Source organism: Kitasatospora sp. NPDC127060, from assembly GCF_042724935.1.
Taxonomy (GTDB): Bacteria; Actinomycetota; Actinomycetes; order Streptomycetales; family Streptomycetaceae; genus Kitasatospora.
Map to the genome: position 1 here is coordinate 1 of NZ_JBHXEG010000129.1, position 17118 is coordinate 17118.

A 17118-nucleotide genomic window follows, 5' to 3' on the forward strand; every position below is an offset into this window, starting at 1 on the left:
CAAACTGCGCTGCTTCCTGGATTCGCTGACACAAGCAGCCGTTGTCCCGACTTCGATGACAACCGTCCCGGCTTCGCTGTCACAGGTCAGCCGCCGAGGCCGGCCAACCGGCGCCACCCGGTGCAACACGGGGTGCAACACACCCACCCGCCCCCGCCCACGGCCACATAACGCCTGGTCAGACCCGCAACACGGCCCCGTGTTGCACCCCACCGCAACACCGCGTTGCACCCCCCACTACCGGCCACCCGGCCAGCACCCGGCCGCCGAGCACCATAACCAGGACCAGCCCGCCGACAAGGCCGGCCTTCCCGGCAGCCGCCGTCCCGGCCGTGCCCCGCCACCCCGGACAGCGCCTCGGACGGCGGCCAGGACCGCCAGCACCTGGCGGCCGTCGACACCCCGGAGGCGGCCACCACCGAGCAGCAGCCGCGGCCCCCGCCCCGGCACCCTGTCGCACCCACCTGTCGCGCCCGGACCACACACAGGGGAACAGGGACATTCGCCCACGTCACACCACACGACAGCACCCCAACGCGACAGCAGACGCGACAGCACACGCGACAACCCCACTGTCCTCTGACACTGAGCCTTGACCGTTTGCCACCGAACGTTGACCAACGCGGTTCTCTGCCATCGAAGATTGACCGCGCAGGTCAGCGGGGGTGACGGAGCAGCCCGGGACTGCGGTGGGTTGGGCGTCACCGGAGGTCGACCGCCCTGGTTACTGCTCAGTTGCCATGGGATTCCCTAACGTCCGGCGAGGTAGGCGCGGGCGATCAGGAGTGCGCTGCGTGCGGGACTAGGCAGTTCGTCGGGCACCTCCTTCGTGTCCCGGCCCCACGGCAGATCGGCACCAGTGGCGTGCTCGTTCTCGCCGTTCAGGAGTCGGGCTTGGACCGTGAGGAACGCGCTCGTCTCGCGTCGGCATGCGTCGGCATCTTCGGCCATAAGCTGCGCGGCCATCCGAATCTCGGCGATCTCGCCGGCGACCCGCTTGTAGCGGCCGGCGGCGAGAGTCCGCTCTATGGGCGAGGTCTCCACGGTTCGGCCGTTCCAGTCGACCCTGGGCAGTTCGCGTGCTGGCATGGCGCCTATCGTGCCAGCACGGCCCGCTCCTGCGGGCATGAACGGAACCGGCCGTGCCCCCATGGCCGGGGCCTCCCTTGCGGGCTGCTCCGTAACCCCCGCTGACCTGCGCGGTCAATCTTCGATGGCAGAGAACCGCGTTGGTCAACCTTCGGTGGCAAACGGTCAAGGTTCAGTGTCAGAGGACACCCACACGGCCACCAGAACAGCGCCGGGACAACCCTCCCAGACCACCACCAGAACGGCCTCTAGGGCGGCCTGACGGCCACCCAGCCGCCCAACCGGGACAGCCGCGCAGCGGAACGACGCACGGCCCGGGACGGCAGCACAGCAAGGCCCGGACGGCGGGCCCCGGGACGGCGGCGCGGCCCGGACGGCGGCGCAGCACGGCGGGACGGCGGGACCGCGGGACGGCGGGACGGCGGGACCGCGGGACGGCGGGACCGCGGGACGGCGACGGCGGCAGCACGCACCCGGACGGGGCGCGGCCTGGACGGCGGACCCCGGGACGGCAGCGACCGAGCAGACGCAACAGACCCGGGACGGCGGCGCAGCGACGCGGGCACGGCCACCGGGAACGGCGGGCCCGCCCTGGACGAAACCGAACACCAAACCCCGCCACCACCCCCCACCCAGCAATTCAAACCCGAATTCACACCACCACCCAGCGGCCAATCCACCAAAACAACCCAACCGAATTACCGGCGAAATTCACCCCAGAAGACAACCCACAACACCCCACCGACCCCCCGAGCAGCCCCGACCCGACCCCCCATCCCCCCACCAACACCACACACAGTCACCAAACCCCGGACGGCACCAACCCCACCGGAGCCCCCAACAGACACAACCAAAGGTCCAGACAATCCCGCGAGAGAGGCCAAAACACCCCCACACCACCCAACAGGTCACACCCAGCGGTGGGCGGCGAGGCGCAGGCCGAGCGGGAATGGGTCGCACGTACGATCGAGTACCCGGGCCATCTGATCGAGGCGCAGCGGGCGCTGGCGGCCGTGCAGGCCGAGCGGCGCACCTACCTAGCGACGCTGCCGGCCTAGAACGGCGACCTGGAGGCCGCTCGGCAGGGCCTTGGCGAGGAGCAGTTGGCCGAGTCCGCACGCCTGCGGGAAGCCGAGCGCTGCGCCTCCCACGCCGTGTGGGCCGACGAGCACTGGGCCTCGTTGTCCGGCGAGGACCGTGTGGCTGCCCGCAGCCGGCTCAAGCACGTCGACGACCCGGCCGAAGAGCAGTCGGCAGCGTAGGGGCAAGCCTGGCGTGGTGCGGCCGGGCGAGCGATTCTTGAAGCAGGACGCCGCCGTCTGGGAGATGAGAACTATGGGCATCGACCAGGAGTACGCGCAGCAGAGGATCGCCGAGGCCATCGCTGCCAGGGAAGCCGAGGAGGGCCTCAGCTGGGAGCAGCTCGTGAAGGCCGGCGCCGCCTGGGGACCCTTCCCCTGCGCCCACTGCGGCGAACCCGGCGAAAACGACGACCCGGCCGGCTACATCTGCGGCTCCTGCGGCTTCGAATACCTGAACGCCGAGACCGGGTAGGCCGCCACCAGGCGAAGTCGGCCCGACGGTGCCGACCGGCCCGATATCCTGCTGGCGGGCCGCCCGGTGTGTCGGTCCCGGACCGCTGACGGCCGCGACCGGCAGCACCAACGTCCTGACGGTGCCCCGCATCAACGCCCGCCTCCCAGCAGACTGTCCCGGTGCCGTCCAGTGGCCCGGATCGCGGGCCGGCCACCAGCAAGGACACCCGATGGTCAGGAACCACGCCCGGAAGAACGCCGCCCGGGCCCGGGCCGCCAAGACCGGCGAGAGCCACCAGGCCGCCGTCGCCGCCGTCCGCGAGCGGCCCTCCCACCTGCCACCGCCCCCGACCGCCGAGGAGATCCTCTCCGAAGGACGGACAACGATCGTCGCCGCACTCGGCGCACTCGCCGAACAGACCGCCCACCCGCGGCGGCGCAGCCTGTACTTGGAGCTCCAGCGGGAGGTCGAGGCGTCCACGACGTTCGCCGACATGCGCAAGGCCCGGGCCACGTTCGCGTTCCGCCGGGCGGACGGGTACTGGCTGGACCGCTGGAACGCTCTGTCAATGGGCCCGGTGGAGTCCTACGACGAGCATCTGCGCGGCATCAACCGGTGCTACTGGGCGCGGCGGGGTGATGTACGAGTGGGTTTGGCCCGGCGAGTGGGGCAAGCACCGCTACGGGAGCGGGTACTGACGGCACGCACAGCGCGAGGCGCCGACCCCCTGATGGTGGCCAGCGCCTCGCGTCTTGTCAGAACCGGCTGCGCCGTACGACGGGCCGGACGGGCGAGGACTGCTCGGTGCCGCGCAGCGCGAAGGCCGCGGTGCGGGTGCGCTCCAGCCAGCTCATGACCTGGCTCAACGTGGCGGGGTCGAGGTGGCGGGTGAGGTCGCGGACGGCCTGGTGGTCGTCGTCGGTGAGCGCGTGGAGGCCGGCGCGGTCGAGGGCGGTGTAGAAACGCCCACCTCGCAACCACCACTGCCGCTCGCCCTCGAACCGCTCTTGGCTGCCGTCCACTCCCCCGATCCCACCCGCGCGGCCCTTGGCGCCCTCCTCGCCTTCCACGCCCTACGCCCGGCCCAGGTCAGGGCGCTGCTGGTGACCGACCTCGCCGACGGCCGGCTGCGGATCGGCGACGGCCGGATCGTCTTGCTCGCGGCCGAGGTCTGCCACAGGCTCCATGCCTACCTCGCCGAGCGCGCCCGCCGCTGGCCCGACACCGCCAACCCCCACCTGTTCGTCGGCCAGTTCACCGCCCTGCGCACCCGCCAGGTCACCGGGACCTGGGTCAACCAGGCCCTCGGGATGTCCGCGCAGGCGATCCGCGAAGACCGCATCCTCGACGAAGCCCTGGCCGCAGCAGGAGACCCGCGGCGCCTGTGCGACCTCTTCGGCCTCACCGTCGACGGCGCCCAGCGCTACACCTCTGCCCTCGGCCACATGGACCTTGCCGAGCCCCCCGGCTAAGGAGCCGGGGAACTGCGTCCAAGGTCCTTCAGCCGTCGCCGTCCTCGACGCCTCCTCGCAGGCCCCACTCGTCAAGACCGGAGTAGATCAATGCAGTACGACTCCGGGGATGGGACAGGGCCTTGGCCTCCCCTGTGTAGACCGCCACCAAGGAGTCGGTTCCCCGCCACCAGGTATCGGCCAGGCCCATCACCTCCCGCACCGGCTTGTACCCGTCCAGCACGATGCCATCAACGTCACCGCCGGTGACCTTGGTGATCTGCTTCGCCCACATGGATGCATGGTGGGTCAGTGCGAGCGACTCCACCCAGCCCTCGACGGTCGCGTGGAGGGGCGCCCACCCGCCTGCATGAATGCCGAACTCACCAGACGGGCTGATCATGAACGAGTAGGGAACTGCGGTCCGTTGCGTCCCCGCTTCGAACCACCACCCTGCAGAGTCTGATTCGGGTGAGTCCGGATCGAGGTACTTGGGCCCGCCGTCGTACTGCGATGCGGGTGGCAATAGCAGACCGCCCCAGCGCTCTTGATACGCCGCCATCCGGTCGACCGCCGCTGCCGGGATGCCTCGCTCAAGCCACCACTGCCTGTATCCCTCGACGGGCCTGACGTCGACCTTGACGCCGTGCGAGCTGACAAACGACCGGGCACGTCGCGTCAGGCCATCGGGCACATCGTTGAAGAGGTGAAGTTTCACCAGGGTGACGCTACCCAGCGTCCCTGGTAAGGCCGCGGACGGGCCCAGTCTGATTCCTGAACCCGGTGCCTAGCAGGCCGACCGGCCGCTGCGGACCCCTGAGTTCCCCCTCTAAAGCCCTTCAGAAATCGCGAACTCATGGCTCTTGGCCATCTTCCGGAGCAGGAGGAGGAGGCGGCGGCGGTCAGCGGTGCCGGGCGGGGAGGGTCGGCGCGGTTCGCCGGTACGCGGGTCGAGGTCGGCGCGCCACTGGGCGGCGGCCGGGCTCAGGCTGTTGACCCGGCCTTCGGGCAGCAGGGCGGTGTCGAGCCCCTGGCGGCGCAGGGCGTCGTAGAGGGGGCCGAGGTCGCCGGTGGTCCACAGGACGACGGTGCGCTCGGCGAGGAGGCTAGTGAGGTCGGCCAGGGCGGGGGCGGGGTCGATGGCGTGGTCGGGGGCGCCGGGGGTGCGGGGGCCGGTCAGGCGCACGGTGCGGTCGAACAGGACGGTGCCGGTGCGGTCGAGGGCGGTGAGGCGGGCGGCGGCCGGCGGGCGGGGCGTCCCGGCGGCGGTGGGCTCGCCGGGGGTGTAGTCGATCTGGAGGACGGCCAGGTGCTCGTCGGCCAGGAGGCGGTAGGCGGTCTCGGCGACGTCCTGGGCGGCGGCGCGGGCCTCGGCCTGGCGCCGGAGTCAGGGGACGGCGTAGACGTCGGTGGCCCGGCTGGCGCCGTCGGTCGTCATCAGCACGTCGCTCAGCTCCTCCAGCCTCCAACGATCGGTGCGGGCTTCCAGGCCGTCGGTGGCCGCGATCCAAGGTTGGGGGTCACGGGTGCCTCGCTTTCGTGCGGGAGCGGCGGGGGCATCGGCGTGGTGCGGGCTGGTGCTCGCTGGAGCACCAGCCCGCACAGAACCTGCCCTCGGCGGCTGTCGCCGGTCGAGCGGCTGAACGGGTCAGCCGGGCTGGGGGCCGAGGGCCAGCCCCGCTTCAACTGCCATCGAGGTGAATGCGGTTGTGTCCTGTCCGCGGCGTTCGGGTGCATCGGCGTAGGGGGACCGCGTACTGCGGATCTCGCGGATGCGCAGGGCTTCGGTGATGATCGGCTTCCAGCGAGGTTCGAAGGCAGTCAGGGCGTACCGGCCGGCACCGCTCTTGGAGGTGAGGGTGCCCGTGGCGAGCAGGTGGTGCAGGCGGCTGACGCCGAGCACGCACCACTCGGTGGCCTCGGCGGTGGAGGCCTTCTTCGGGCGCTGTACCAGGGAATGGACGACACCCGTCCAGTAGCCGGCCAGGTTCCCGTGGCTGTAGGCGCGCAGCGCCGCGTCGTCGGTCCACACCTGTTCTTCGGAGAGGGCCGGGCCGCGAACGGCCAGGCCGTGGCGCGCGAGCTCGTGCCAGGTGACTGGGTTCAGGTCGAACCGGCCAGCCTCTTGGAAGACGCCTCCTTGGGTGCAGGGAAGGTCCGGGCACGATGCCGGCGGGCGGGTCAGGTCCGAGCGCTGGATGTGGAAGCCGTCGAAGTCGGGCTGGGGGAACCTCTCGCGTACGACCTGGTGGGCGGCTGCCAGCGCGGCGATCGTGGCGGCGTCGGGGGGCCGGGCCAGCACGGCGACGTAGTCGATGTCGCTGTGGCCCGGGTAGAACTCGCCGAATCCGAGGGAGCCGTGCAGGTATAGCCCTTCGACCAGGTGCGGGGAGGAGCCGTCGATCGCGGCCAGGAACGTGGTTGTCGCTCGGAGAACTTGCGGTGGGAGGGTCATCGGTCTCGGGAGGCGCGGTGCTTGGTGCCCCCGGTCCCCTTTCGCTCGGTGGTTTCTGGGTGTTGCTCCGCGGCGGTACCCGGGCGGCGCTCTTCGGGACCGGGGTCCCGGGCTGCTGGATCGGCATGGCGCGGAGGTCGGGGTCCGTCAGTTCCGGTCCAGGTCCTCGATCATGGAGACGACGACCGCGCCGACCTGGACCAGTTCGGCGCGCATCGCCTCCCGGTCGGCCGGCTCGGCGAGCACCTCGAACACCTCCTCGATGAGGATGTGCCGCCAGGTCTTGCGTCCGCGGCGTGCTGCCCGGTCGCAGAGGTATTGGAGAAGGCGCCGTACGAGGGCGAAGCCGCGGTGGGCACCGGTGGGGTGGTGCTGGTCGCCCCAGCGGGTGCGGATGGCCTCGTGCTCGGCTGCGATGTCGGCGTAGGCGGAGCGCATGGGTTGCCCCTGTCTGGTCGTTGTCGGGCAGAACTGGTCGCGCGGGGGCGCGGGTGCGCACTTGGTGACCGGGTGGAACCGGACGGCTACTGTCGAGCGTCGGTACAGCACTGTGGGATCGTGGAACTCCGGAGAGGAACCAAGATCATGAGTGAGCAGCGCACGGTCGTCTGGCTGAACGGGCCGTTCGGCGGCGGTAAGACCACCCTGGCCAAGGAGCTGTCTCGGCGGTGGCCGGACGCGATCCTCTTCGACCCCGAGGTGGTCGGCGCCACCGTGCAGCGGCTGGTGGAGACGCCGACCGGCGACTACCAGGACCTGCCGGTGTGGCGCGAGCTGGTCGCCGCCATGACGATCCGGATGCTCGGCGAGTACGAGCGCCCGCTGATCGTTCCGATGACCCTGGTCGTCCCCGAGTACCTCCAGAAGATCCACGACGCGATCCGCGGCACGGGCGCCCGGCTTCACCACGTCTTCCTCAAGACGCCGGCCGAGGTGCTGCGCGCCCGTATCGACGCGCAGTCCTTCACGCCGGACGACCCGGCTGCGGATGAGGAGACCCGGGTGTGGCGCCGGGCGCAGATCGAGCGGTGCGCGGCGGCGGTGGACCTGCTGCCCGGCGACACCGTGCTGCTGGACGGTGTGCTGCCGACGGCGGAGCTGGCCGGCCAGGTGCTGGAGCTCGTCGGAGCGCCCGTCCGGTAGTCGCCGGGCCGCAGGCTCGCCATGGTCAGGCCGCCGGAGCGAGCGTCTTGGTGGCCGTGACGGGGATGCCGAGGCGGGTGAGGGCGGCGGCGAAGGCCTCCGGCCCGGTGAAGAGCTCGGCGCGCAGCCCGGCGTGGAGGGCTCCGGCGACGTAGGGCGGCTCGTCGTCGGTGAAGAACAGCCGGTCCGGCGGCAGGCCCATCGCCTGGGCGGCGGTGCGGAAGGCGAGCGGGGCCGGCTTGTCGACGTGGAGTTCGGCGGTCGGGAAGACGTGGTCGAAGGCGTCGGCGAGGCCGTGGTGGGCCAGGTCGGCCCGGAAGGCGTCGGTGGTGTTGGACAGGACGCCGACCGGGACGTGGCGGCGGGCCTGCGTGAGGAGGTCGAGCATGACCGGGTCGGTCTCGCCCCGGTCGGCGCGCCACGGTCCGATGGCGTCCAGGGCGCGGGGGCCGAAGGCGGCGGTGAGGCGCCGGGCGACGTCGTCGGCCCACTGCTGGTCGGTGAGTACGCCGAGCTGGGCGAGCCGGTAGCTGGGGTGGCGGTAGGCGTAGGTGTCGAAGGTGCCGGCGGGCAGCTGGGCGAGCTGCTCGCCGCGCCGGGCGCCGGTGTCGCGCCAGTGGCGGAACAGGCCGTCCATGTCGACCAGCAGGCCGTCGACGGCGGGGCGGTTGGCGGTGGTGGGCACGGGTGCCTCCTTGCGGGGCGGGTGGTGCGGTGATGTCGGGGTTGGTGCCTTTCCTCGGGGGCCCCGGCCGCCGGATCATGCCGCCGGGGCCCTTTTCGTTGGCTGGGTCAGATGGTGTGGTGGATCAGCGGCGGCGCGGCGGCGGGCCCGTCGGCGACCGTGAACGCGGCCGCGGCGCGTTCCAGCAGCACCGCCTGGTCGTGGGCGGTGCGCAGGTGGAGTTCGGCGACGGGGTCGCCGGACCGGACGGGGTCGCCGACCCGCACGTGCAGCTGGATGCCGACGGCCGGGTCGACGGGGCTGTCGGCGCGGGCGCGGCCGGCGCCCAGTTCGGCGGCGATGCGGCCGAGCTCGTCGCCGTCGATCCGGTGGACGGTCCCGCCTGCCGGCGCGGTGACGGGCAGGCGCACGTCGGCGGCTGGGAGCAGGGCGGGGGCGTCGATCTGCCGGGCGTCGCCGCCGAGGTGCTCGACCCAGCGGCGCAGCGCGGCCAGGGCGCTGCCGTCGGCGAGCGCGGTGTGCAGGCGGTGGCGGATCTGGTCGGTGGTGTGGTTGGGCCAGGCCTGGGTGGCGATGAGTTCGGCGAGGGCCAGGGTCAGGTCGGTGAGGCCGGGGACGTGTCGGCCGGACAGGGCGTGGACGGCTTCGGCGACTTCGAGGGCGTTGCCGATGGCGTAGCCGAGGGGCTGGCTCATGTCGCTGATGACCGCGCGGGTGGGCAGGTGGGCCTGGTTGCCGATGTCGACCATCAGGCGGGCGAGTTCCAGGGTCTGGGCGGGGTCGGTGAGGACGGCGCCGGGGCCGGTCTTCACGTCCAGGACGCAGGCGCTGGCTCCGGCGGCGAGCTTCTTCGACATGATCGAGGAGGCGATCAGGGGGATGGAGTCGACGGTGCCGGTGACGTCGCGTAGGGCGTAGAGGGCGCCGTCGCCGGGGGCGAGGTGGTCGGACTGGCCGGTGAGGCCGATGCCGGTGGCGGTCAGGGCTTTGGTGAACTCGTCGGCATCGGCGGGCAGGCGCAGGCCGCTGATCGCCTCCAGCTTGTCGACGGTGCCGCCGTGGTGGCCGAGGGAGCGGCCGGTGAGCTTGCCGACGGGGATGCCGACGGCGGCCAGCAGCGCCACAAGGACCAGGGTGGTGTTGTCGCCGATGCCGCCGGTGGAGTGCTTGTCGGCGACGAATGGCGCCAGCTCGCGCAGGTTGAGCTGCTGGCCGGTGGCGGCGAGGACGCGGGTCAGGGCGGTGGTGTCCTCCAGGGTGAGGCCGTTGCACGTTACGGCCATGAGCCAGGCGGCCAGCTGGTAGTCGGGCACGCGGCCGTCCAGGTAGCCGGTGACCAGGCCGGTGATGGCGGCCTCGCCCAGCGGGCGGCCGGCGCGGGTGGCGGTGATGCAGTCGAGTGCCGGTGCGCTCACGCGAAGCTCTCCTCTATATAGGCGGCGACGTCGGGGTGGCGGTGAAGCTGCCAGCGGCTGGTGCGGGCGGCGCGGAGGTTGGCGACGTCCGCGGCGATGGCAGCGGTGGGCCGGTGGTCGTGGATGGCGTCGGCGATCAGCTCGGCGACCTGGTCCATGTCCTGGACGGTGAGCCCGGCGCCGACCACTTCGGCGGTGCCCAGGCGCAGCGCCGGGGTGCCGGCCAGGCCGGGGAGGTCGGTGAGCACGTTGGTGTGGATGCCGGCGGCGGTGAGGCGGCGGTGGGCTTCGCGGCCGTCGACTCCGGCCGGGGCGGTGTTGAGCCACAGCTGGTGGGTGGCGGTGTAGCCGCGGTCGGCGGCCTCGGGGACCAGTTGGTTCTTGTGGAGGGCCTGGCCGAGGGCTTGGGCGGCGGCGATGGTGTCGGTGGCGTAGGCGGCGGGGTCGGCGGCGAGGAAGTCGGCGCAGGCTAGGCCGAGCGCGCAGGTGGGGGCGAGGTGGTGGTTGGAGACCATGTCGTACTGCGCCTGGTGGAGGGTGTCGGCGAGGTCGTCCCGGCCGGTGGCGACCATGCCCTTCTGCGGGCCCGGGAAGGTCTTGTGGGTGGAGCCGCCGAAGGCGTGCGCGCCGGCGGCGAGCGGGTTGGGCAGGGCGCCGCCGAGGACGAGGCCGAGGGTGTGCGAGACGTCCGCGTACAGCACGGCGTGCTCGTCGGCGGCCTTGACGGCTTCGGCGACGGCGGCGACGTCGGCGGGGAACAGGACGTGGGACTGGTCGAGGTAGACCAGCTGCGGCCGGTGGGCGGCGACCTGGTGGTGGAGCAGCTCCGCGTCGAGGGTGTGCGGGTCGGGTCCGGTGGTCAGGACGGGGCTGAGGGCCAGGCGGCGGGCGAGGGAGGCGGTAGCGTAGTGGCCGCCCTGGTCGGGGTGGACGGTGAGCACCGGCGTGCCGGGTTTACCGCCCCACGCGGACAGCACGAGGGTCATGGCGTGTAGGCCCGACAGCGGCCGGACGTTGACGTGCCGGGCCCCGGTGAGCAGGCGCAGCAGCGGCACGGTGAGGCCGGTCTCGGCCTCGGAGGCGTCGCGTGCCGCCGGGAACGCCCAGCCGTCCGGGTCGCCACTGGTGTTGAAGAAGTAGCGGCCGCCAGCGTCGCCCGCCAGCGCCCAGCGGGCGAGCGGCGAGGCGCTGTTCTCGGAGGGGATCAGGTTGAGGGTCGCGGCGGCGTGCTGCTGCTGGCGGGCCAGGGCGGCGATGGCCGCCCTGGCGCCGGACAGCGCGCCGAGGTCGGCGCTCACGCGGCGGTGTCCCGGGTGAACAGGCCGCGCAGCATCCGCCGCGGGGCAGCCGGGTCGTCCAGGTAGACGGTGCGGCCGTGGCACAGGCGGCTGTTGGCGAAGACCAGGCCCTGCCCGGCGGCGAGGGTGAGCTCGGCGGCGTACGGGGAACCGGGCTGGGCCATGGCGTCCATCGCCTCCAGTGCGCGGTCGAGGGCGGCGTCCTGGCCGGGGGCGGGGGTCCAGGTGTCGTTGCCGTCGCGGCTGTAGCGAGTGAGGAGCTGGCCGTCGACGACGGCGAACGCGGGGCCGGTGGCCTGGTCGGTGGAGCCGTTCACGCTGGCGGTGCGGGTGAGGACTCCAGAGCCCATGAGCGTCTCGGCGGCCTGCGGGTCTTCGCCGACGAGAGCCCAGAACGCGGCGGTGGAGTTGAACAGGGTGGAGACGCCGCCCTGGGCGGCGGGGCGGGCGCACAGCAGCACGGAGGTGCGCACGGTGCCGATCGGCTGGAGCAGTCCGTCGACGTGCAGGCCCTGGCCGTTGGCGGACACGGCCGGGTGGGCGACGCCGTCGGCGGTGGCGGTCAGGGTGGAGACGCCGCTGCTGGCGACGGTGACGGCGCCGGGGCGGCGGTAGATCGGGGGAACGAACGGGTCGCCGAGACCGAGCCGGGCGGCGAGGGCGGTCAGGTTCTGCTCCGTCGGCTCCTCGGTCACATCGACGACGGCGAATCCGGCCCGCTGGACGCGGCGGGCCAGCAGCGCCGACTCGCTTCGGGTGAGCTCGTAGGAGGCGAAGTGCAGGGGCTCGGGCAGGTCGGTGGGGAAGGCGGGCAGCCCGGGCCGGCCGGTGGAGGCGGCGGCTGCGAGGAAGGCGTCCAGCTGGCCGGACGCGAAGGCGACAGGGCTCACGGTGTTCTCTCCGATGCGATCTGGTGGGACGTGGTCAGACGAGCTGGAGCGGGGAGTGCGCGAGGGCGGGCCTGCGGGCGAGGATCTGCGCCACCACCTCGTCGCGCCAACGCCGGTCGGCCCAGGTGGCGGGCCGGCCGTCGGTGAGGGCGCGCAGCAGGGGGCCGGTGTTGGCCTCGATCCGGTGCAGGGGGCGCTCGCGTTCGATCGCGTGCAGGCAGGCGGTCAGCTGGTGGTCGTCGCGGGTCAGCGCGGCCATGGCGTCGGCGACCTGCCGCACGTCGTGTGTGTCGACGGCCAGACCGATGCCCAGGCGGCGCATCCAGTCGCCGGAGGCGCCGTGGGAGTCCACGACGACCGGGGTGCGGTAGAGCAGGGCGTCGCGCAGCCGCAGCCGGTGGCACAGCTCGTTCTCGACGCCGGGGCGGGCGAGGCAGACCAGGGCGCGGGTGGCGAGCATCAGGGAGTCGCGCTCGCTGTGGCGCAGCGGTCCGGGGTGCAGCAGGACGAGGTCCTGGAGGCCGTACTCCTCGATGGCGCGGTGCAGGCGGGCGGCCTCCAGGATCTCCTGGTCGGGCGGCGGCGCGTAGAGGAAGCGGGTGCGCACGGACATGCCCTCGTCGCGCAGCAGAGCGGTCGCCGCGCAGACGGCCTCGGTGTCGTAGAAGTCCCAGATCCCGCCGGACCAGCAGAACTCGACCGGCTGCGCGGTGATCGGGGTGGTGGCCAGGACGGCGTCGGCGCGGGCACCGAATCCGATGGGAAGGAGGGAGACGAGGTGGTCCAGGGTGCGGGAGCGGGTGTGCTCGGCGGGGGTGAGGCGCCCGAGGGCGGCCAGGGTCGCGTACAGGCCGGCGCGCTCCACGTCGGATCGGGCCAGGAGGTGGTCCGCGGTGACGACCTGCAACAGGTACTGGTCCATCACCTCCTGGTAGGCGTCGGCGGGGTCGGGGGCGTTGCGCAGCCGGTCGTAGTCGAGCTGCTCGACCGGGACGCCGGTCTCGGCGATCAGCAGGCGGCCGGTGGTGTGGGCGTGGAGGATGACGCGGGTGTCGGCCTCGGCGCCGGTCATCACGGCGTCGCTGGTCTCGACGACGGTGCGCCAGGTGTCCTCGTCGAAGACGGTGACCCGTACGCGGTCGCTGCTCCAGGTGGTGTCGGAGCCGGGCGGGCAGACGAGGTGGACGTCGATGCCGGCTTCGGCGAGCGCGCAGGCGAGCTCCCAGAAGCGCAGGCCGATCCCGCCGATGTTGTCGCCAACGGTGTACGGGCCGGTGAAGGCGGTCAGTTGCACGGTGTGCTGTCCTTCCAGTGGCGGGTGAAGGCGGGCCAGGTGCCGAGGTCGGTGAACGGCGGGCAGTCGATGACCGGGGCGCCGGCCAGGGGGCCGGTGCGGAAGTCGTCCTCGGTCAGGCGGTGCTCGGCGGCGGCGTGCATCTGCTCCAGCACCTGGCGGGCGGAGGCCTGCTGGAAGCCGAAGCCGAACCAGACCCGGTCGAATCCGCCGGTGCGGTCAGGGCCGGGCTTGTCGGCCAGGGCGGTCAGCCGCCGCAGGCCGCCCGGGCCGGGCTCGGTGGCGAGCGCCCCGTCGACGGCGATCCGCCGCGGGTCGGCCTCGGGCGCGGCGAGGAAGCACGCCGGGCTGTCGGCCAGCGCGGCGAGGGCGCAGTCCAGCAGGCCCGGCGCCGGATCGGCGAGCACCTGGTCGGGCAGCAGCACCAGCACCGGGCCCGGGCACCAGGGCAGGGCCGAGCGGATCGCCCCGGCCAGCTCCGGCAGCGCCGGGTCCTGCTCGACGACGGCGAGGGGTGCGACGCTACGCTCGCGCACGTACCGGGCGGTGGCTTCCCGGCCGGGCGCGGTGACCAGCAGCAGCCGGACGTCGACGACGGTCTCCTCGACCAGGCGCAGCACGGAGTCGATCGCCACCAGGCCGGGGCCGGCGGGGAGCAGTTCCTTGGGGAAGGGCAGGCCGAGGCGGCTGCCCTTCCCGGCGCAGGGCAGGACGATGGTGGGGTGCGCGCTCACAGGCGCGCGTCCAAGGCGAGGGCGGCGCGCTCCAGGGAGTCGGCGATCCGCTCGGCCTGTTCCGTGCTGAGGGTGAGCGGCGGGGCGAGGGTGACGGCCGCACCTTGCAGTCGGGCCAGCACCCCGTCGTCGTTCATCGCGGTGTCGACCTGGGCGGCCTGCTCCGGGGTGTCGAATTCGACGGCGAGCAGCAGCCCGGCCCCGCGTACGTCGTGCACTGCGGGCAGATCGCGCAGCTTGGCCAGCCGTTCCAGCAGCAGCGCCCCGGTGCGGGCGGCGCCCGCGACCAGGTCCTCGCGCTCGACGGCGTCCAGCACAGCCAGGGCCCCGGCGCAGGCGGTGGCGTGGCCGCCGGTCGTGACGCCGTGCCGCAGGCCGCCCATCAGCGGATCCGCGGAGAACGCCTCGTAGATGCTCTGGCGGACGGTGACGGAGGAGACGGTGGCGTACGCGGCTCCCAGCCCCTTGCACAGGGTCACGATGTCCGGGGTGATGCCGTGGTGCTGGTAGCCGAACCAGGCTCCGGTGCGCCCGATGCCGGTCATCACCTCGTCCAGGACCAGCAGCACGCCGTACTCGTCGCACAGCTCGCGGACCCGGCGCAGGTAGCCGGCCGGAAGCGGCCACACCCCGGCCACGCCGAGGACCGGCTCCAGGACGATCGCGGCCACCGTCTCGGGGCCGGCCGCCAGCAGCGCCTGCTCGACCGCCTCGGGCCCGGGCACCGCGCAGGTGCGGTGCGGTCGGCGGGCCGCGCACTCCGGGCAGCGCGGCGCGGGGGCGTGGACGAAGCCGGCGGGCAGCGGCTCGTTGCCGGCCCGCGCCGCCGGGATCTGCGACATCGCCGCGGTGGCCAGGGTGGAGCCGTGGTAGCCGTCGGCCAGGGAGAGGATCGTGCGCCGCCCGGGGTCGCCGCGCAGGGCGTGGAACTGCCGGGCGACCTTCACCGCGGTCTCGTTCGCCTCGGACCCGGAGTGGCAGAAGAACGTCCGCGACAGCTCCTTCTGCCCCGTCAGGCCGGCGATCCGGCGGGCGAGTTCGATGGCGGGCACCGTCGCGGCCTGGGTCAGGGTGTACGTTGCCAGCCGCTGGGCCTGGGCGTGCATGGCGTCGGCGACGTCGGTGCGGCCGTAGCCGAGCGCGGCGTTGAACATCCCGGCCCGAGCGTCCAGCCAGGTGCGGCCGTCCACCGTGAACACCTCGCAGCCCCGGCCGCCGGTCACCACCATGCCCCCGCGCCCGGCCGTCCCGGATGGCGACCACGAGTGCCACAAGTACCGCGCGTCGTCGGCCAGCAGGCGCGCCGCTTCGGCTTCGGCCGACTGCGGCAAGGTCTGGTTGCGCATCAACTGCCCCCTCGGTGAGGAAGCCACCCCGATCGGGTGGACACGCTTCGAGATCACCAGATCACGCAAGGTGATCGTCAGAGGGCGGGGTGCCGCGCTGGACGGCGAACGCAAGGGTGGGCGGACGGCGCAGGCCGCGGCGAAAATCGGCGAATCCCGCCGGCGAGCCCCCACTGACGGTCGGTCAGCCTACGCTCGTGGTAATGGCGGATCGTCGAAGGGCCGCACCCGTGGGCAACGCGCAGCGCACCGAAGGCAACGCCCAGCTCCGGCACTGGTTCGACCTGACCGGCTTCGGCCGCAAGGAGCTCGCCCGCCGGGTCGGCGACCGCGCCGCGGCCCAGGGCGAACCGAACGTGCGGCCCGACGAGAGCCGCGTCCGGCGCTGGCTGCAGGCCGGCGAGGCACCCCGCTCCCCGGTCCCCGAGATCCTCGCCGCCCTGTTCAGCGAGCGCCTCGGCATCCCCCTCGCCCCCGCCGACCTCGGTCTACCCGGACCCGACCGCCCCGTGCTGCGCAGCGGCGTGGACCTGCCGTGGCACTCCGGCAGCACGGTCACCGCCATCGCCAACCTGACCCGGACGGACATGATGATCAGCTCCAGCTCCGACGACGCCGCCGAGGTGATGACCGGCGAGGCCCTGATTCGCCCCTTGGAACGCTGGCCCTACGCCGAACCCACCGTCCTGACCCCACGCGCCGAGCCGTTCACCGGCCGGATCGGCATGAACGACGTCGAAGGCATCCGGGCGCTCACCACGATGTTCCGCGAGGCCGACAACCGCCTGGGCGGCGGCGTGACGCGCAAGGCGGTCGTCGCCACCATGCACGACGCCAACGCCCTGCTGGACACCGCCACCTACACCGAGGACGTCGGGAAGCAGCTGTTCCGTGCCGTCGCCGACCTTGGGTCCGTGGCCGGCTGGATGAGCTTCGACGCCGGCAAGCACGGCAGCGCCCAGCGCCTCTTCGTCGTTGCCCTCCACGCCGCCACCGAAGGCGGCGACAAGGCCCTGGGCGCCCACATCCTCCAGTGCATGGCCCGGCAGATGTCTCACCTCGACCACATCAAGGACGCCCTCGACCTCCTCGCCCTTGCCCAGTACGGCTCCCGCCACCAGGCCGGGCCCGCCACCAAGGCCCTGCTGGCCGCCCTGGAGTCACGCTTCCGCGCCATCGACGGCCACCTGCCCGAGTCCGACGCCGCCGCCGCGGCCGCCGAGACCGCCTTCGAGCGCACCGACCCAGGCGACGACGTCCCGGACTACCTGCGGTGGTTCGACCGCTCCGAACTCTGCGCCACCCTCGGGATCGCCCACCAGATCGCCGCCCGGCAGAGCAGCGGCAACGAACGCTTCCGGCGAGCCGAACGCTCCACCGCGATGATCACCGAGGCGATGAGCCTGCGGCCCGCCGGCCGCGTCCGCTCCACCGCGTTCGACCACATCGGCCTGGCCCGCACCCACCTCGCCGTCGGCGAACTGGACGGCGCTGCGAGCCAGGCCCGCACCGCACTCGACCTCCTGCGGACACTCACCTCAGCCCGCGTCGGCGACCGGCTCACCGAGCTCAGGACGGAGACGGCGCCGTTCGCCACGCAGTCGCCGATCCGTGAGCTCCGGGAGCAGATCGACTCCGTGCTGGCCGCTTCGACCGCATAGCCCCATTTCCACCCCCCTTTCGTGAAGACCTGCGGGCCGCCCGCCGTGCCCAGCCCGTCATCGAGCGGACCTGGTCGCGGAGGCTTCGCCCAGCCGCAGCAGAGCGTTGGAGGCCCGGGCG

Annotated in this window: 19 protein-coding genes; 6 read left to right on the forward strand and 13 right to left on the reverse strand. The window is 73.0% G+C overall.

Features of this window, described 5'->3' with window-relative positions; all coding sequences use genetic code 11:
• Nucleotides 1-750 precede the first annotated feature (750 nt).
• The gene (locus ACFWIS_RS38720) at nt 751-1089 is read right to left on the reverse strand and encodes a hypothetical protein (RefSeq protein WP_380524263.1); all 339 of its coding nucleotides are present in this window, start codon (nt 1087-1089) and stop codon (nt 751-753) included.
• Between the two features lie 920 nt (nt 1090-2009).
• On the opposite strand from ACFWIS_RS38720, the gene ACFWIS_RS38725 reads away from it, so the two are divergent.
• The 3 genes from ACFWIS_RS38725 to ACFWIS_RS38735 all read left to right on the forward strand — a co-directional run bounded on the left by ACFWIS_RS38725 (nt 2010) and on the right by ACFWIS_RS38735 (nt 2643).
• On the forward strand, nt 2010-2147 hold the full coding sequence (locus ACFWIS_RS38725) for a hypothetical protein (RefSeq protein ID WP_380524264.1): 138 nt from the start codon (nt 2010-2012) through the stop codon (nt 2145-2147).
• A 45-nt stretch (nt 2148-2192) separates the two neighbouring features.
• Nucleotides 2193-2351, forward strand: coding sequence for a hypothetical protein (locus ACFWIS_RS38730; protein WP_380524266.1), 159 nt, complete (start codon nt 2193-2195; stop codon nt 2349-2351).
• 73 nt (nt 2352-2424) lie between these two features.
• Entirely contained in the window at nt 2425-2643 is a 219-nt protein-coding gene (locus ACFWIS_RS38735; RefSeq protein ID WP_380524268.1) for a hypothetical protein, read from the forward strand.
• Nucleotides 2644-3380: 737 nt separating this feature from the next.
• Here ACFWIS_RS38735 and ACFWIS_RS38740 read toward each other — a convergent pair.
• Nucleotides 3381-3647, reverse strand: coding sequence for a hypothetical protein (locus tag ACFWIS_RS38740; RefSeq protein ID WP_380524270.1), 267 nt, complete (start codon nt 3645-3647; stop codon nt 3381-3383).
• Between ACFWIS_RS38740 and ACFWIS_RS38745 the strand changes: the two genes are divergently transcribed.
• A complete protein-coding gene (locus ACFWIS_RS38745; protein ID WP_380524272.1) occupies nt 3633-4097 on the forward strand; it encodes a hypothetical protein in 465 nt (154 codons plus the stop codon). The genes ACFWIS_RS38740 and ACFWIS_RS38745 overlap by 15 nt on opposite strands.
• 28 nt (nt 4098-4125) lie before the next feature.
• Here the strand turns inward: ACFWIS_RS38745 and ACFWIS_RS38750 are convergent, their stop codons facing one another.
• The 4 genes from ACFWIS_RS38750 to ACFWIS_RS38765 all read right to left on the reverse strand — a co-directional run bounded on the left by ACFWIS_RS38750 (nt 4126) and on the right by ACFWIS_RS38765 (nt 6969).
• On the reverse strand, nt 4126-4794 hold the full coding sequence (locus ACFWIS_RS38750; RefSeq protein WP_380524274.1) for a hypothetical protein: 669 nt from the start codon (nt 4792-4794) through the stop codon (nt 4126-4128).
• Between the two features lie 111 nt (nt 4795-4905).
• A complete protein-coding gene (locus ACFWIS_RS38755; RefSeq protein ID WP_380524276.1) occupies nt 4906-5262 on the reverse strand; it encodes a hypothetical protein in 357 nt (118 codons plus the stop codon).
• Between the two features lie 462 nt (nt 5263-5724).
• The gene (locus ACFWIS_RS38760; RefSeq protein ID WP_380524278.1) at nt 5725-6531 is read right to left on the reverse strand and encodes a hypothetical protein; all 807 of its coding nucleotides are present in this window, start codon (nt 6529-6531) and stop codon (nt 5725-5727) included.
• A gap of 147 nt (nt 6532-6678) precedes the next feature.
• Complete coding sequence (locus tag ACFWIS_RS38765; RefSeq protein ID WP_380524280.1) at nt 6679-6969, reverse strand: hypothetical protein; 291 nt, start codon at nt 6967-6969, stop codon at nt 6679-6681.
• A gap of 147 nt (nt 6970-7116) precedes the next feature.
• On the opposite strand from ACFWIS_RS38765, the gene ACFWIS_RS38770 reads away from it, so the two are divergent.
• Nucleotides 7117-7674 carry an AAA family ATPase gene (locus tag ACFWIS_RS38770; RefSeq protein WP_380524282.1) on the forward strand — a complete coding sequence of 186 codons (558 nt, stop codon included), beginning with the start codon at nt 7117-7119 and terminating at the stop codon, nt 7672-7674.
• Nucleotides 7675-7699: 25 nt separating this feature from the next.
• Here the strand turns inward: ACFWIS_RS38770 and ACFWIS_RS38775 are convergent, their stop codons facing one another.
• The 7 genes from ACFWIS_RS38775 to ACFWIS_RS38805 form a co-directional block, all read right to left on the reverse strand.
• Nucleotides 7700-8359, reverse strand: a complete 660-nt coding sequence (locus ACFWIS_RS38775; RefSeq protein ID WP_380524284.1) for an HAD family hydrolase — start codon at nt 8357-8359, stop codon at nt 7700-7702.
• 107 nt (nt 8360-8466) lie between these two features.
• Nucleotides 8467-9774, reverse strand: coding sequence for a thymidine phosphorylase (locus tag ACFWIS_RS38780; RefSeq protein ID WP_380524285.1), 1308 nt, complete (start codon nt 9772-9774; stop codon nt 8467-8469).
• Complete coding sequence (locus tag ACFWIS_RS38785; protein WP_380524287.1) at nt 9771-11072, reverse strand: hypothetical protein; 1302 nt, start codon at nt 11070-11072, stop codon at nt 9771-9773. The genes ACFWIS_RS38780 and ACFWIS_RS38785 overlap by 4 nt, the downstream gene beginning before the upstream one ends.
• A complete protein-coding gene (locus ACFWIS_RS38790) occupies nt 11069-11962 on the reverse strand; it encodes a TauD/TfdA family dioxygenase (RefSeq protein ID WP_380524289.1) in 894 nt (297 codons plus the stop codon). Before ACFWIS_RS38790 ends, ACFWIS_RS38785 begins: the two co-directional genes overlap by 4 nt.
• A gap of 34 nt (nt 11963-11996) precedes the next feature.
• Nucleotides 11997-13256: a hypothetical protein gene (locus ACFWIS_RS38795; protein WP_380524291.1), complete on the reverse strand. Its 1260-nt coding sequence runs from the start codon at nt 13254-13256 to the stop codon at nt 11997-11999.
• Nucleotides 13247-13990, reverse strand: coding sequence for a hypothetical protein (locus tag ACFWIS_RS38800; RefSeq protein WP_380524293.1), 744 nt, complete (start codon nt 13988-13990; stop codon nt 13247-13249). The genes ACFWIS_RS38795 and ACFWIS_RS38800 overlap by 10 nt, the downstream gene beginning before the upstream one ends.
• Nucleotides 13987-15336, reverse strand: a complete 1350-nt coding sequence (locus ACFWIS_RS38805) for an aspartate aminotransferase family protein (RefSeq protein ID WP_380524295.1) — start codon at nt 15334-15336, stop codon at nt 13987-13989. Before ACFWIS_RS38805 ends, ACFWIS_RS38800 begins: the two co-directional genes overlap by 4 nt.
• Nucleotides 15337-15539: 203 nt before the next feature.
• Between ACFWIS_RS38805 and ACFWIS_RS38810 the strand changes: the two genes are divergently transcribed.
• On the forward strand, nt 15540-16997 hold the full coding sequence (locus ACFWIS_RS38810) for a transcriptional regulator (protein ID WP_380524297.1): 1458 nt from the start codon (nt 15540-15542) through the stop codon (nt 16995-16997).
• Nucleotides 16998-17118 lie beyond the last annotated feature (121 nt).

What these genes read in the sequence shown, in the direction of transcription:
- ACFWIS_RS38720 (WP_380524263.1), bottom strand. Translation starts at nt 1,089, where the DNA reads ATGCCAGCACGCGAACTGCCCAGGGTCGACTGGAACGGCCGAACCGTG.
- ACFWIS_RS38735 (WP_380524268.1), top strand. Translation starts at nt 2,425, where the DNA reads ATGGGCATCGACCAGGAGTACGCGCAGCAGAGGATCGCCGAGGCCATC.
- ACFWIS_RS38760 (WP_380524278.1), bottom strand. Translation starts at nt 6,531, where the DNA reads ATGACCCTCCCACCGCAAGTTCTCCGAGCGACAACCACGTTCCTGGCC.
- ACFWIS_RS38765 (WP_380524280.1), bottom strand. Translation starts at nt 6,969, where the DNA reads ATGCGCTCCGCCTACGCCGACATCGCAGCCGAGCACGAGGCCATCCGC.
- ACFWIS_RS38770 (WP_380524282.1), top strand. Translation starts at nt 7,117, where the DNA reads ATGAGTGAGCAGCGCACGGTCGTCTGGCTGAACGGGCCGTTCGGCGGC.
- ACFWIS_RS38805 (WP_380524295.1), bottom strand. Translation starts at nt 15,336, where the DNA reads ATGCGCAACCAGACCTTGCCGCAGTCGGCCGAAGCCGAAGCGGCGCGC.
- ACFWIS_RS38810 (WP_380524297.1), top strand. Translation starts at nt 15,540, where the DNA reads ATGGCGGATCGTCGAAGGGCCGCACCCGTGGGCAACGCGCAGCGCACC.